At 61.1% G+C, this 14,163-nt stretch carries 12 protein-coding genes; 6 read left to right on the forward strand and 6 right to left on the reverse strand.

Features of this window, described 5'->3' with window-relative positions:
• Nucleotides 1-26 precede the first annotated feature (26 nt).
• On the forward strand, nt 27-905 hold the full coding sequence (locus LB513_RS11980) for a glycosyltransferase (protein ID WP_224663719.1): 879 nt from the start codon (nt 27-29) through the stop codon (nt 903-905).
• Between the two features lie 112 nt (nt 906-1,017).
• Here LB513_RS11980 and LB513_RS11985 read toward each other — a convergent pair whose 3' ends face one another.
• The 5 genes from LB513_RS11985 to LB513_RS12005 all read right to left on the reverse strand — a co-directional run bounded on the left by LB513_RS11985 (nt 1,018) and on the right by LB513_RS12005 (nt 6,401).
• Nucleotides 1,018-2,097: a glycosyltransferase gene (locus LB513_RS11985; RefSeq protein ID WP_224663720.1), complete on the reverse strand. Its 1,080-nt coding sequence runs from the start codon at nt 2,095-2,097 to the stop codon at nt 1,018-1,020.
• 139 nt (nt 2,098-2,236) lie between these two features.
• Nucleotides 2,237-3,568 (reverse strand): UDP-glucose dehydrogenase family protein, encoded by a 1,332-nt coding sequence (locus LB513_RS11990; protein WP_224663721.1) that lies wholly within the window; start codon nt 3,566-3,568, stop codon nt 2,237-2,239.
• 61 nt (nt 3,569-3,629) lie between these two features.
• On the reverse strand, nt 3,630-4,484 hold the full coding sequence (locus tag LB513_RS11995) for a family 16 glycosylhydrolase (protein ID WP_318011186.1): 855 nt from the start codon (nt 4,482-4,484) through the stop codon (nt 3,630-3,632).
• A gap of 330 nt (nt 4,485-4,814) precedes the next feature.
• Complete coding sequence (locus tag LB513_RS12000) at nt 4,815-5,837, reverse strand: glycosyltransferase family 2 protein (RefSeq protein WP_224663722.1); 1,023 nt, start codon at nt 5,835-5,837, stop codon at nt 4,815-4,817.
• 291 nt (nt 5,838-6,128) lie between these two features.
• Nucleotides 6,129-6,401, reverse strand: coding sequence for an exopolysaccharide production repressor exox (locus LB513_RS12005; RefSeq protein ID WP_224663723.1), 273 nt, complete (start codon nt 6,399-6,401; stop codon nt 6,129-6,131).
• A 603-nt stretch (nt 6,402-7,004) separates the two neighbouring features.
• Between LB513_RS12005 and LB513_RS12010 the strand changes: the two genes are divergently transcribed.
• The 3 genes from LB513_RS12010 (at nt 7,005) to LB513_RS25240 (ending at nt 9,719) form a co-directional block, all read left to right on the forward strand.
• Nucleotides 7,005-7,682 (forward strand): sugar transferase, encoded by a 678-nt coding sequence (locus LB513_RS12010; RefSeq protein ID WP_224663724.1) that lies wholly within the window; start codon nt 7,005-7,007, stop codon nt 7,680-7,682.
• A gap of 170 nt (nt 7,683-7,852) precedes the next feature.
• Nucleotides 7,853-9,040 (forward strand): polysaccharide biosynthesis/export family protein, encoded by a 1,188-nt coding sequence (locus tag LB513_RS12015; RefSeq protein ID WP_224663725.1) that lies wholly within the window; start codon nt 7,853-7,855, stop codon nt 9,038-9,040.
• Nucleotides 9,041-9,161: 121 nt separating this feature from the next.
• Entirely contained in the window at nt 9,162-9,719 is a 558-nt protein-coding gene (locus tag LB513_RS25240) for an acyltransferase (RefSeq protein WP_318011187.1), read from the forward strand.
• Between the two features lie 13 nt (nt 9,720-9,732).
• On the opposite strand, the gene LB513_RS12025 is transcribed toward LB513_RS25240, so the two are convergent.
• Nucleotides 9,733-10,998 carry an O-antigen ligase family protein gene (locus LB513_RS12025; RefSeq protein WP_224663726.1) on the reverse strand — a complete coding sequence of 422 codons (1,266 nt, stop codon included), beginning with the start codon at nt 10,996-10,998 and terminating at the stop codon, nt 9,733-9,735.
• 482 nt (nt 10,999-11,480) lie between these two features.
• Here LB513_RS12025 and LB513_RS12030 point away from each other — a divergent pair, with 482 nt between their 5' ends.
• Both LB513_RS12030 and LB513_RS12035 read left to right on the forward strand, forming a co-directional pair.
• Nucleotides 11,481-12,230, forward strand: coding sequence for an SDR family NAD(P)-dependent oxidoreductase (locus LB513_RS12030; protein ID WP_224663727.1), 750 nt, complete (start codon nt 11,481-11,483; stop codon nt 12,228-12,230).
• Nucleotides 12,231-12,635: 405 nt separating this feature from the next.
• The gene (locus tag LB513_RS12035; protein WP_224663728.1) at nt 12,636-13,967 is read left to right on the forward strand and encodes a glucoamylase family protein; all 1,332 of its coding nucleotides are present in this window, start codon (nt 12,636-12,638) and stop codon (nt 13,965-13,967) included.
• Nucleotides 13,968-14,163 lie beyond the last annotated feature (196 nt).

Below are 14,163 nucleotides of genomic sequence, written 5' to 3' on the forward strand. Positions count from 1 at the left end.
CGCGGCAACCGCGAGGAGCGTTTTCCATGGCTGAAGATCCCTACATCAGCATCATCATCCCGGTGTGGAATGGCGAAGACCGCATCGCGGCGACGCTTCAATCGATTGCCGAACAGACAGCGCCAAGGGACCGTTTCGAGGTCATCGTCGTCGACAATGGCTCGACCGACGGCACGGTGGCAATTGTGAACCGGTTCGATTTCGTCACATTGCTGTCTGAACCGCAGCCGGGCTCGTACCGGGCGCGCAATCTCGGACTTGCCGCCGCCCGCGGCGACTATGTGCTGTTCACCGATGGCGACTGCGTGGCGGACCCGGACTGGGTCATGCAGGCGATCTCCGCGACCACGCGCCTTCCCGATGTAGACCTCCATGCCGGCCACATCACGCTGTTTCGGGAGGACAAAGCGGGGCCGTTCGCCGCGCGCTACGAGGAACTGACCGCCTTCAATCAGGAGGTCAATGTCCGGTTCGGCCATTGCGTCACGGCCAACTGGCTTTGCAAGCGCGAGCTCCTGCTCTCGATCGGTGGCTTCAATCAGGATCTGCTGTCGGGCGGAGATATCGACTGTTCACGGCGCATCGTGGCGGCAGGGCACAGGCTGCGCTACCTGCCTGAAATGATCGTCAGGCATCCCACGCGCGCGAAAATGATCGATCTTATCCGAAAGCGTCGCAGGGTGGTCGGCGGACGCTGGCACCTGGAAAGGATGAAGCCGGCAAGGATCGTCGGGGCCGCCAGGATGTTTGCCAGCGAGTCCATCCAGCAATCGCGGTGGACGGTCAGGGCAAGCATGGAGAATTGGGCCAAGCCGGGGGTCGTGGCGGTCATCATGGTGCTGATGCTGACCGCGCAATTCGAGCTCCTGCGCCTGGCCGCGGGCCGTCCGGCCTATCGGTCCTGATTGCCGAGGAACGATACGCGTCGGCTTGCAGCCAGAGTTTTGCAGCCCTGAAGCGCGTGGAGCCGCTGAGAGGGGCTCGCTTAGAGCAATTCACCGTTTACCTGGAATTGCTCTAGGCCACCTGGAGAGAGCGACGCTGCGAAGCGTGTTCGAGGACACCAAGCAGATCGGCGAACTGCCGTGCAGGATCCATCGCCGGTCGCCTGGAAAATTCCGATGCTGCCGCTGACAGCCCGTCGTAGCGGGCCCGATCATTCCAGAGGGCCCTGACCGCGCCGGCCCAGTCCTCTATGGGAGCGTCGTAGTCCAGCACGACGCCGCCGGGCCCGATCGCCTCCGGCAGTCCGCCGCGATTCGACCCGATGACGGGAATTCCGCTGCAATGCGCTTCCGAGGCAACCCGCCCCCAGGCCTCTTCCCATTTGCTCGGCGCAAGCAATATCCTGGTTCGCCCGTAGACGGTTCTCATGTCGCTGGTGCGGTTTTCCAACCTGACATTGGCCAACGGGGCAATCGTCTGCTCGATCAGGGCCCTGTGGTCATCGTTGAGCTTCCAGCTTTCCACGAAGAGAAACGGGATTTCGGGACATTGGCGAGCAATGGATACCGCCAGTTCGAAACCTTTTTCATTGTACGGATTGATGAAAGTGACGAAATCCCTTGTGGTTGCGGTGGCGTAGAGCTCCGGATCGACGGTCGGCGGGATGACGGTCGAATCGATTCCGAACTCCCGCTTGTATGTTTTCGCGGTGAAGTCGGAATTGGCGACATAGACGGCCGAATGCAGGTCGCGGGGATCGCCGCCCAGCTCGTGAAATTCGACGTTTCTCAAATAGACCACGAGCGGAACGCCCAGGCTCTGCAGGGCTTTGCCTATCGGAACCGACTGGTGGCACTGGACGACGGCAACGTCGGGCTTGAACCAATCCTTGGCAAACCCGACGGCCTCCCATGGAAACCATGCGCGCGCGACGGGGTAACCTGGAAAATTGTCGATGGCGGCCGGCTGGCGCAGCAGCTTCATCTTGAGCCGCGCCCTCATCCCAAAAAGACCATCGCCAAACAGCGACGCCAGGACAGCGGCTTGGTGACCGCGGCTTTGCAGCTCCTGGACCAGGTGATGGGTGCTCGATTGAACTCCGCCGCTGAATTCGGGCAGATAGCCATTGCCGATCGCGAACAGAACTTTCATGGCTTAGACCTCCTCGCGTTTCGTCGGCGCGGCCGAAAAGACGTCCGCGTCATCGACCTCAATTTACCCCGAAGCCCGCGCCGTCACGGAAGTGGCGACGGGCTCCGGGATCGAGTGATCCCGGCTGACCCAATCCTGGTCATGCCGCCATTCTGCCGATCGAGTGGTACTCGATGCCATGCCGGGCGAGGACCTTGGGGTCGTAGAGATTGCGGCCATCGAAGATGACCGGCGTGGTCAGCGCGTCCTTGAGCGCATCGAAGGATGGCGCGCGGAAACTCTTCCACTCGGTGGCGATCAGCAGCGCATCGGCGCCGCGTAGCGCCGCCTCCTTGGTGCCGCACAGAAGCAGGTCGTCGCGCAGGCCGTAGATGGCCTGGCACTCCTGCATCGCCTCGGGATCATAGGCCTGCACCTTAGCACCGGCCTGCCAGAGCGCTTCCATCAGCACCCGGGCCGGCGCCTCGCGCATGTCGTCGGTGTTCGGTTTGAAGGCCAGGCCCCAGAGCGCAAAGGTCTTGCCTTTCAGATTGCCCTTGAAATAGCCGGTCACCTTGTCGAACAGCACCGACTTCTGCGCGTTGTTGCGCTCCTCCACGGCACGCAGCAGCTTGGCGTCGAACTGCACCCCCTCGGCCGTCTTGATCAGCGCCCGCACGTCCTTGGGGAAGCAAGAGCCGCCATAGCCGAGGCCCGGATAGATGAAATGGTAGCCGATGCGCGGATCGCTGCCGATGCCCTTGCGGACTTCCTCGATGTCGGCGCCCAGCTGCTCGGCCAGATTGGCCATCTCGTTCATGAAGCTGATCTTGGTCGCCAGCATGCAATTGGCGGCGTATTTGGTGAATTCGGCGCTGCGCACGTCCATCACGATCATCTTCTCATGGTTGCGGTTGAATGGCGCGTAGAGCTCGCGCATCACCGCCTCGGTATCCTCGCTGTTGGTGCCGACGATGATGCGGTCAGGCTTCATGCAGTCGGCGACCGCGGACCCTTCCTTGAGGAATTCCGGGTTGGAAGCCACGTCGAAAGCGAGGTCTTCGCGGCCTCTCTTCTTGAGAGTCTCGGCGATCCTGGCCTTGACCTTCTCGCAGGTGCCGACCGGGACGGTGGACTTGCCGACGACGATCTTGGGCCTGTCCATCTCGCGGCCGATGGTCTCGGCGACCGCCAGCACGTATTTGAGGTCGGCCGAACCATCCTCGCCGGGCGGCGTGCCAACCGCGATCATCTGGATCTCGCCATGCCTTACCGCGGCGGCCGCATCGGTGGTGAACTTGATGCGGCCGGCGGCGTGGTTCTCCTTGACCAGGCTCTCCAGCCCAGGCTCGAAGATCGGGACGAAGCCCTGGTTGAGGCGCTCGACCCTCTCCGCGTCAATGTCGACGCACACCACCTGGTGCCCCACTTCGGCAAGCACCGCGGCCTGTACCAGACCGACATAGCCAATTCCAAAGACCGTCAAATTCATTCGGTTTCGTTCCCATGCAAAGCGGCCGAGCGCCGGTCCAGCCAGTTCAATTCATTCTCGACTATTTTACGGTGCATGCCAGCGATTCGGGAAACTGGCAGGGATCGCCAAGGGCGGTGAAGGCGACGCGCTCTATCTGCATCGTGACCTTGCGGCCCGGATCGGCGAACGCCCCCAACCAGCCCTTCATCGTATCGCTTCCCCAAAGGCTGAAGAAAATCTTCTGCGCATGGCTCGGCAGCTTCGCCGGATCGGTGATGGTGTTGACCAGCTGACCGTTGAGGTACCAGCGCAGGCTGTCCTTCTGCCAGACAAAAGCGTAGTCGTTGAAAGCGGTGTCCGTCCCGCCTGGGACGGGGACCAGCTTTTCGTTCTTGCCCTTGCCATCGATATAGGCGTTGACCTGCACCTTGGAGGTGTCCTTGGTGAGTATCTCGAAATCGATCTCGTCCCAGGGCTGCTTATCGTTCGGTCCGATATAGGAAAAAAATGCCGCGTTGAGGCCAGAGCCGGTGTCGGTCTTGATCCGCGCCTCATAGGTGCCGTAGCCGAAGCGCTGCTTGGTCTGCACCTCGCCGCAGGCGAAGTCGCGATCCTTCAGCTTCTGCTTTTCGAAGCCGAGTGACAGAACGCCCTCGGAAACGGCGACCTGTCCCTTAGACCATGTGCAATTCTGATGGCTGCCATTGTTCCATCCGTCGGAAACATACCAGCGTCCCCGGTCGAAGCTCTTGAAATCATCGACGAATGACGGCGACGTGGGCATGTCCTGCGCCAAAGAAGGGGTCGTCGACAGGCCCCCGAGAGCGGCCGCAGCAAGCATCGCCAAGACCGGACTGAGCCGTGTGGGGTCAGCCTGGGTGAATGGCTTTGCGGGGCTTGGCATGGTGGCCGTTGTTTTTAGATCCGAACTCATTTCAAACTCACCTTTGTGCTGCTTGCCCCCAACCCAAAGTCGACGTTTCGGACCGCGCTTGAACGGGCCAACCTCGATTTCCTCCGTCACCCTCCCGAAAAACCTCTCCGCGGGGTATGAGATTGAACGCGCCATCCGTTCTCTTCACCGACCGGCCGATTCGCCGGTTCGCAGGGCCAATTTCGCTTGTCGCTAATTTGCTGCACCGCAACATAGAGTGCCATCCACGGGGCCGCGAGGCAACCATCCAATTCGTAAACTCATGATTCCGACCGAAATGGTCCGCCGTTCGGCGGATGCCAGACGGCCACGCCATCTGTCTGACCGGGGTCACGGCTGTTCGGCTAGACCTCTGCCAGCCATGAGAAAACGCAGTGGCGGTACTTGCCTGTTGCTTGACACCAGGCCGACGCGCCGAGACAGGCCGTCGAGCTTGTCGGCGGCTAGACCGCGAAGGATGGGCATAAGGTTGGACCGGCTGGACAACGCATAGGCCCCGGCCGCTGCCAGGCCGCTCTCGGCCTTTACATCGAGGAAGTTGCGCAGCCGGTATTTGTCGCGCACGTGCCGCTCGTGACGCCGCAACACCGCCCTTGAAGCTTCAGGCAGGCGGTCGATCGACAGCAACGCCAGATCCGCATCGGCAAGGCGCTTCAAATCCTGCGTCTTGTGGCGACCGCTGAGCGAATCGGCGCGGACGATGGCGCCGTAGCCGCAGGAGCGGATGATTTTGAACCGCGCACCACACGCGACCGCGCGCGCATAGAGCTCATAATCTTCGCCGAGGCGCAGACTCTCATCGTAGCGCAGGCCGTGGCGGTCAAGGAACTCACGGCTGATCACCGGCTTGAGAAAACCAAGTTCTCCTCGTTGTACCCGACGCCTGGAAATATTGCCTTCGACAAAGCGGTCGAAATCAAGGAATTCCGGATCGGCGGCAAATCGCGGGGCGACGATTTTCGTGGCATCCTCCGTTGTGCCGTCCCTGATGAGCATGATGTTGTCGGCCGCGAAGTCCCAGTCGGAGGCTGCAAACAGATTGCGGAACCGGCCCTCGAGGAAGAAGTCGTCGGCGTCCAGAATGCTGATGAAGGGCGATCTCGAGCCGGCTATCGCGGCGTTACGTGCGACCGAAGGGCCGCGATTGTTGTCAAAACGCATCACAATGAGCCGCCCGCTTCCGTCATCGGCGGACCTGGCGACCGCCGCGGTCTCGTCGGTGGAGGCGTCGTCGACGACGACTATTTCCACCACCTCCGGTTCGCGCAAGGCTGAGGCAATGGCAGTTGCAATTGTCGGCGCCGCGTTCCTGGCCGCGATGATGACGCAGACTTCAGGTGATGTCATCGACATGGATTTGCCTCCTGACAGGTAATCGACTTGTGTTCGCCCTCACCAGCAAAGCCCGCGCGAATCTCCATAACGGGATAAGATGTCGATGTCATCGGAGATGGCGCACGCCCAGGCCGGCCGGTCCGGTCGGCAGAAACCAGGCACGGTTAGCGGCAGCCATGGCGAAGAGACCCGACCGATGGGCATCAGAGAACGCTCTCATGCGAGGAGAAATGACCGCTTGGATCCATTCGGACAGATTCAGCTGCCGAGGACGCGCGGCAGCCAGCCTCAGCGCGGGTTTGCGTCGAGCTAGTGCAGGCTGCGCCTGGCGCCCAATTTCTCGCTTTCGCGGACCTCGGACGACTTCAGTTTTCTTTCCGCGTCGCGAGCCAGGTCGGCAGGCGTGGGTGTGCTGGTGGCGATCAAGGCATAGACAAGCACGAAGTAGCCTGCCTGGATGACAATGGCGCAGACGATGACGCGCACCAGCGTCGTGCCCACCGACGCTCCGCCCAGCCACGACCAGCCAATGACGATCGCAAGCGCGAACAGCATTCCGACGATGAATTTTGGAAGCGCCATAAACCCAACAGCCCATAAACCGGCCCGGGTCCTTTGAATGATTGCCCCACCCGAGCGTCGTCCCTTGTGGCATGGGCCTTTTTAGTCGCCCACACTCGGCCGGTTGTTTCCGGCCTTTCAAACCCGTCGCCACACTGACAGGTAATAGTCTGCAATTGTATTAAGGCGAACAATGTGCGGCAAGGGCAACTCCAGATATTTTTGGTTAGTATTTTGCCAGGGATTCCAGCATGCTGCAATGCACACCGAGGACTTGGGATCGGACAAACTTTGCCTCCTCCTGAGCGGATTTTTAAGACGACTGACAGTAGTTTTCCTGGGTTAGCGCGACCATCATGACATTCCAAAGCACTAATATGCCATTCAGAACCTGAGATCGACCAGGTGGCCTAAAATCCGCCGCAAACCAGCCTTCGTTCTTCCGATGGCGCCCATTTATTGTCGTAAATCTGTTTCCCGTTCTGAAATTTGTGCATGACTAGCTTATTATTTAGTCAAATCCTAACGAGACTATTTCGAGGCTGCGGGAAATCGTGTGTTGCGCTGCAACATTTTTTTGGTATCGTGCGCTGAACCATTCGTTCAACGCATGGAGTTTTCGGCATGAGGGATGTTGCCAAGTCGGCCACCGCGGACTTTTCGCAGGCCGACACCGATGTTCCGCCGCCGATCGGCGGTCTGGTCAAACGTGGCTTCGATATCGTTGGCGCTCTAGTGGGGTTGATCGCCCTCAGTCCGCTGTTCTTGATGATAGCCTTGCTCGTCAAGTTTTCGGACGGTGGTTCGATCATGTATGGCCACAGGCGCATCGGACGCGGCGGGCGGGTCTTCCATTGCCTGAAGTTTCGCACCATGGTTCCGGATGGTGACAAAGCGCTGGCTGCCTATCTTGCCAGCAACCCAGAAGCCAAGGTGGAATGGCTGACGACGCGCAAGCTGAAGAACGACCCGCGCGTGACGCGTGTCGGCGCGGTCTTGAGGAAGCTCAGCCTTGATGAGCTGCCGCAGATCCTGAACATCCTGCAGGGAGACATGAGTCTGGTCGGCCCTCGGCCAGTCGTGCTCGAGGAACTGGATATCTATGGCACCTCCGCGGTCTATTACCTTAAGTCGCGCCCGGGCCTGACCGGCCTGTGGCAGGTCAGCGGCCGCAATGATGTCTCCTATGACAGCCGCGTCGCTTTCGACCGCCACTATGTCGAGAACTGGTCGCTGATCGAGGACGTGCGAATCATCATCAAGACGGTTCCGGCGGTCTGGATGTCGCGCGGCTCTTATTGACCGGCCGGGCTCCGGGACCAGCTCCGGCTCGACATTCTGCGGCTAGCGCATCGGGCGATGGGGCTAAAGCGGATCGGATTGTTCAGTTGAAAAACGCTAAATTGAAAGCCTTTCGCGGCGGCCCTTGTTCGGCCCGCCTGAGTGTACGGCTTGCGGCTACGTGCCTCGCCATGTCGCTGCTCGTCCCTGGCGTCGCCGCCGCCGACGAGTATCACCTCGGCTCGCAAGACAAGCTCACCATCCGTGTTGCGGAATGGCAGACGGTCGAGGGCACATTCCGCGACTGGTCTGCGGTCAATGGCGAGTACACGGTCGGCCCTGCCGGGACGCTCTCGGTGCCGTTCGTCGGCGAGCTGCCCGCGTCGGGAAAAACCACATCCGAAGTCGCCGCCGCGATCGGGGAAGCGCTGCAGCGTAAGCTCGCGCTGCCGGACAAGCCCGAAGCCTCGGTCGAAATGGCGCAGTTCCGACCGTTCTATATTTCAGGCGAGGTGCAGACGCCCGGGCAGTTCCCCTATGTGCCCGAGTTGACGGTGCTGAAGGCTGTCAGTGTCGCCGGTGGCATCAGGCGGATTGCCGATTACGGGCCTCAACTCGGCAAGGACCTGGTCACCGCCAAGGGAAATTTCGACATTTATGACGACCAGCACGTCCGGCTTATCGTCAGGCGCGCGCGCATCGACGCCGATATGGCTAACCAGGCCAGCTTCGAAGTGCCGAAGGAGGTCGAGGGCGATCCGAGACTGCCGGCGATCGTTGCCGACGAGATGACGATCCTGGCGGCCGACCAGAAGGCGTTGAAGCTGAAACTCGAGGCGCTCGACGAATTGAAAAGCGTCTTGCAGGCAGAAATCGAGTCGCTACAGAAGAAGGTCGTCAACCAGCAGAAACAGGTCGACCTGGCGCAGCAGCAGCTCGCCGGCATCGGCCCGCTGGCACAGAAAGGACTTGTCGCCAATTCACGGCTGCTTGATTCGCAGCAGACGGTCGCCGACCTTCAGGGCAAGATCCTGGACTATGAAACCGCCATCCTGACTGCCCGGCAATCGATCAGCAAGGCGACGCAGGACGCCATCGATGCCCGGAACTCCTTGAGTTCCACTCTTGCCGTAGACCGCCAGCAGACCGAAGCCGACCTCAATGAGGCAGCGCTCAGGGTGAACATGCAGAAGGGCCTGATGGTTGTGGCCAACGATCCATCGATCAGAGCCGCCGGCGACAATGACCAGCCGAGCCTTGTCTATTCACTCGTGCGGGTCGTCGATGGCAAGAGCAGCGAGATCGCCGCTCAGGAAAATACACCCGTGTTGCCGGGCGACGTGATCAAGGTGAAATTGGCGCCGTTGGCCAGCCAATAAGCATTGGCCACCTCGCGCGCCGATTAGCCTGTCAGGGTCCGTGTCCTTCAACCTTGCAGAAGGGCAGCCCGCGAATGCTCCCGCCCACGGCATGATCAATACGGCCCAGAAGGGTTACGTCATGAACGTCCATCGTGTCCGACGGTTTATCAAGGGCAGGATCTATACCTCCCTGTGGCGCGCTCGAGGCATTCGGATCGCCGATCGCGTGTCGGTGTTCGGCATCGCGCCGCACATTGCGGGGAGAGGTCTCGTCGAACTTGGATCCCTTGTCTCCTTCAGGGGATTCGGATCCCGTTCCTGGTTCCACGTGCTGCGGAATGCCCGCCTCTCCATCGGCGCCAGGTCCTTCATAAACAGCGGCGTCATGATCGACGTTTCGGAAGCGGTCAGCATCGGCAAGCACTGCCTTGTCGGCGATTGCGTCGTCATCCAGGATTCGAACTATCACGAGATCGATGAAGGCGCCGGCGTCAAGACGCGAGCCGTGGTGATCGGCGACAATGTCTGGATTGGCCGCAATTCCATCATCCTGCCAGGGGTCGAAATTGGCGACCACAGCGTGGTTGGAGCCGGGTCCGTGGTGACCAGGAATGTGCCGCCGCGCAGCCTGGTCGCAGGAAACCCCGCCCGCATTATCCGTGAGATCACGGCATCGCCGGGCTATTTGCGTCGTTAGGCCGGGTTCCTGCTCAACCCTTTGCCGGCTCTGCTTCCGCGACGCCAATCGGAGTCCGTCGGCGCTGCGCAACCGGTACCGGCGCGAGCCTGAAATAGCTGTAATACAGCAGGAACGACCCCATGATGTAGGGGTTGAGAATGTCGACCTCGACGAACGATCGGATCAGAAGCAGCACCATCACGCCGGCCAGGACGACGGGATCGGCCTGCCAAGACCTCAGCACGACGGCCGCGAGATGACCGAAGAGCGTGCGCAGGATGATGAGCGAGACCATCGCCGCGCCGATAAAGCCAAGTTCCACCAGGGCTTCGATGTAGGTGTTGTGGAAATGGAACCCGCTTCGCGCGGTGATGTAGAACTCGTTCCACAGTCGCTCAGCCTCGGAGGAGCCCTGGACCCAGTAAGCAGCATAGCCGACGCCAAGGGCCGGCGATTTCCAGGCCGCGTTCCAGCCCTGCTCCCACAGATAGGTGCGTCCCGTCAGCGTCGAATCCTTGCCGAACAGGCCGAGGACGAAATCCATCAGCCCAAGGTTGAGAGCGACGACGGCGACGACGGCCAGCAGGCCGGCGCCGACAAGGACGAGCACACGGCGATAACGGCGCGACAGGGCTTTGCTCATGGCAAGCAGCGCCACCAGCGCCAGTACGGCCGGGATCGAGGCCATCGAGGTTGCCGAATGCGAGATAGCCAGGAGATACGCCGACAACAGCACGACAGGCGCCGTCAGGATCAGGCTCAGCCGCCCCCGCCTGTAAAAGGCGAGAAACACCACACTGAAATAGAGACCGAGCGAGCCGACAAAGCCGATCTGGTTCTTCGAGGCGAAGGCTCCGACGAAATTGTAAGTGCCGTCGAGGACGTCGGCTGAATAGGCGCCGACCTTGAGCGAGTAGAGAAGGACGGCGAATATCCCGATCAAGGCCCCGATCGTCAGGGTCCGCACGCTGACGGTGCGCGCGGCGACGTAGGCGCAGAGGATGTGCGAGAAATACTGGACCGAAGTCCGCGCCGTGGTTCCGGGCGCCGCCGACCAGAAAATCGAAAGGCAGATATAGGCGGCAAACAGGAGCGGCAGCCAGGCACTGGAGAGGCGCCGCATGAACCGCCGGTGATCGACCAGGATGAGAGGGAGCCAGACCGCATAATAGGCGAGGACCAGCACTTGGCCGAAGATCACCGAATAGGAAAACGTCCAGACCGACACGGCTACGGCAAAGCTGCCATAGGCCGAGTTCTTCGCGGGATCGACCAGGATGGATTTCGGGATCTTCATCTCAGCACCCGATCGGCCGGACCCGTGGACGGTCGCGAACAAGGACGAGCAATAAACGGCTTCTCCATTGTGCAGTGCAATATAGCCTATAGGAGCCGACGCTCAATGGCCAGTCCAGTCACCTTATCTTACAGCCGGGTGCATGCGGAAAGGTGAGCCGCCGACCCGGATCCGTCCAACCATTGCCATGTTCTACCAGGGTGACCGGTCGCCTGGTCCTCCAAATTGATGCCATTGGCACGGTCCGGGCACAGGACGGTGACCGGAGCCGGGGCCTGCCGAGCGGGAGCTGGTGCCACTGATCCTGGCCGGCCATCCACGGCCAAGATAACGGATGTGTCGGCATCGCCGTCGGAGAGTCGACGGCGATGCATGCCGCCATGATGATGCGTTGGCCCAGCGATATCTCCCGGTCGATACCATTCCCTGCTTGAACTCGGCGGCATCTGACTTCACATTCGCGCCGGCCGGAGGGAGATCATATGTCGAAGTTTGCAGGACGGTTTGCCGGTCGATCGGCCGTGATCACCGGCGGGGCCTCGGGGATCGGCCTGGCGGTGACGCAGAGGATTGTCGACGAGGGCGGACGCGCCAGCGTCTGGGACCGCGATCCGGTCCAGATCGAACAGGCGAAAAGCCTGATCTCCGGGCTGCACGGGGTGGCGGTCGATGTCGCCGATGCCGCCGGCGTCGAAAGTGCGGCACGGTCTACGATCGAAGCCCTTGGCGGTGTCGACATCCTGGTCACCAGTGCTGCCATCACCGGTCCCAATATGACGACCTGGAACTATTCGGTCGAGGATTGGCGCAAGGTCATCGAGATCAACATCAACGGCGTCTTCCACTGCAACAAGGCGCTGGTACCGCATATGCTCGAGCGCAATTACGGCCGCATCGTCAACATCGCCTCGATCGCGGGCAAGGAAGGAAATCCCAATGCGTCGGCCTACAGCACATCCAAGGCCGCCGTGATCGGGCTGACCAAGTCGCTCGGCAAGGAACTGGCCAAGACCAAGGTGACGGTAAACTGCGTCACGCCGGCGGCGGTACGCACGGCGATCTTCAAGCAGATGAGCCAGGAACACATCGATTTCATGCTGTCCAAGATTCCAATGGCCAGGTTCGGCGAGGTCGAGGAGGTAGCGGCCCTGATCTGCTGGATCGCGTCGGAAGAGTGCTCTTTCACGACCGGGTCCGTGTTCGACGTGTCCGGCGGCCGCGCCACCTACTGAGCGCGTCGGCGCAACTACAAATCCGCGTGATAAGGCAACGAACGGAGCGCGCACGGATTTTAATGTCCAGCGCGCAGCATGCAATCCGGAAACATGCCTTCAGACAATTCCACGAACATCGTGTTTCGCTGCGGTCCCGGAGGTTTGGGCAAAGACGTCCCCCATTTCGAGAGCATGGAGTGGGCAGTGGCCACACGACGCTGCCGCTTCCCCAAAGCGCGGATGCACCTACCGCGCCTTCCCATCGGCTGGATGGGAAGAGCGGACTATCTCAGTCCGGCGATGGTCACTGAGCGGCGAGGCCCGAACGGCGACTGCCAGTCAGCGGGCGCGACCGCACCCTTGCATCAGGCCTGATCCTCCCGCCTTTGAGAGCCGCGGCCATCAGTATGGAGTTTGCATCGCTTGCTTAGAACAGAACCCGCCGCGCTGTCCGACGACGATCTTCTGGACCGCTATCAGCGCGCCGCTTTCGACTATTTCCGTGAAAACGTTAACCCGGAGAACGGCTTGGTCGCCGACACATCCCGGCCGAATTCGCCGGCCAGCATTGCCGTCGTCGGCTTCGCCCTGTCCTGCTATCCGATTGGGGTCGAGCGCGGCTGGATAACGCGCGATGATGCCGCCGAACTGACCCTCGCGACGCTGCGCTTCTTCTGGACAAGCCGGCAAGGCAATGGCGAGGATGTCACCGGCCACAAGGGCTTCTACTATCACTTCCTGGACATGCATACGGGCCTTCGCGCCTGGCGCTGCGAACTGTCCATGGTCGACACGGCCTTGCTGATGGCCGGCGTGCTCGTAGCCGGGACTTATTTCTCCGGCGACAAGGAGGAAGAGCGCGAAATCCGCGAACTGGCCGAAGCGCTCTACCGACGCGTCGACTGGCGATGGGCACAGGGAAGCACCTCAACCCTGCGCCAAGGCTGGAAGCCGAAGAGCGGTTTCCTGCACTATGGCTGGGAAGGCTACAATGAAGCAACGATCCTTTACGTCCTGTCGATGGCGTCGCCCGATAGGCCGAGTTCCGACGACAGCTACTCCGGGTGGACGGCTACCTATCAGTGGGAAAATATCTATGGCTACGATGTGCTCTATGGCGGCCCGCTGTTCATGCACCAATTTTCGCACGCCTGGATCGACTTCGCCGGCATCCGCGATGCGTTCATGCGCGAAAAGGATTCGGACTATTTCGAAAACAGCCGCCGCGCGACCTACCTGCATCGCGATTATGCGCGCCGCAATCCTTACGATTTCAGCGGTTATAACGAAAACCTCTGGGGTCTTTCGGCAGGCGATGGGCCAGGTGGGTTTCGCGCCAGCATCGAGCGCCGGCCGTACCGGTTTTCTGGCTATGCGGCGCGCGGCGCGCCTTTCGGGCCGGATGACGGCACCATCGCGCCCTGGTCCTATCTGGCGTCGCTGCCTTTCGCTCCGGAAATCTGCATCGCCGGCTTGCGTCATCTGGGCGATCGCTACGCTGGAGTGATCGACAATTTCCGCCTGCCGAGCGGCTTCAACCCGACATTGGCCAACCGCCGAAAGTTCGGCCGGCACGGCTGGGTCTCGGAAGGTCACTACGGACTGGATCAGGGCATCGCGGTCATGATGATCGAGAACCATCGCTCCCGCCTGATCTGGAGGCTCATGCGGTCCAACCCGCATATTCGCCGCGGCCTGCAAAAGGCGGGCTTCACAGGGGGATGGCTGTCGAAGGAGGGCGGCGATGCAGCGTGACCGGATCGGGCCTGCCGCCTTCCTTGTCGACGGCAGCGACATCAGCCTGATCCGAAAAGCCCACCGGCCGAACCCTTCCCGACCCAGGCACAAGGCATGAGGATGGTTGCGACTGCTACCGGGGAACCCGGCTCACTTCATCCTGGAGCGAAGTTCCATGCGATGGTTGGCGTAGTCTGGACGATGAAACCCGCGC

Origin of the sequence: Mesorhizobium sp. ES1-1 (assembly GCF_020164785.1) — a bacterium.
GTDB lineage: Bacteria > Pseudomonadota > Alphaproteobacteria > Rhizobiales > Rhizobiaceae > Mesorhizobium.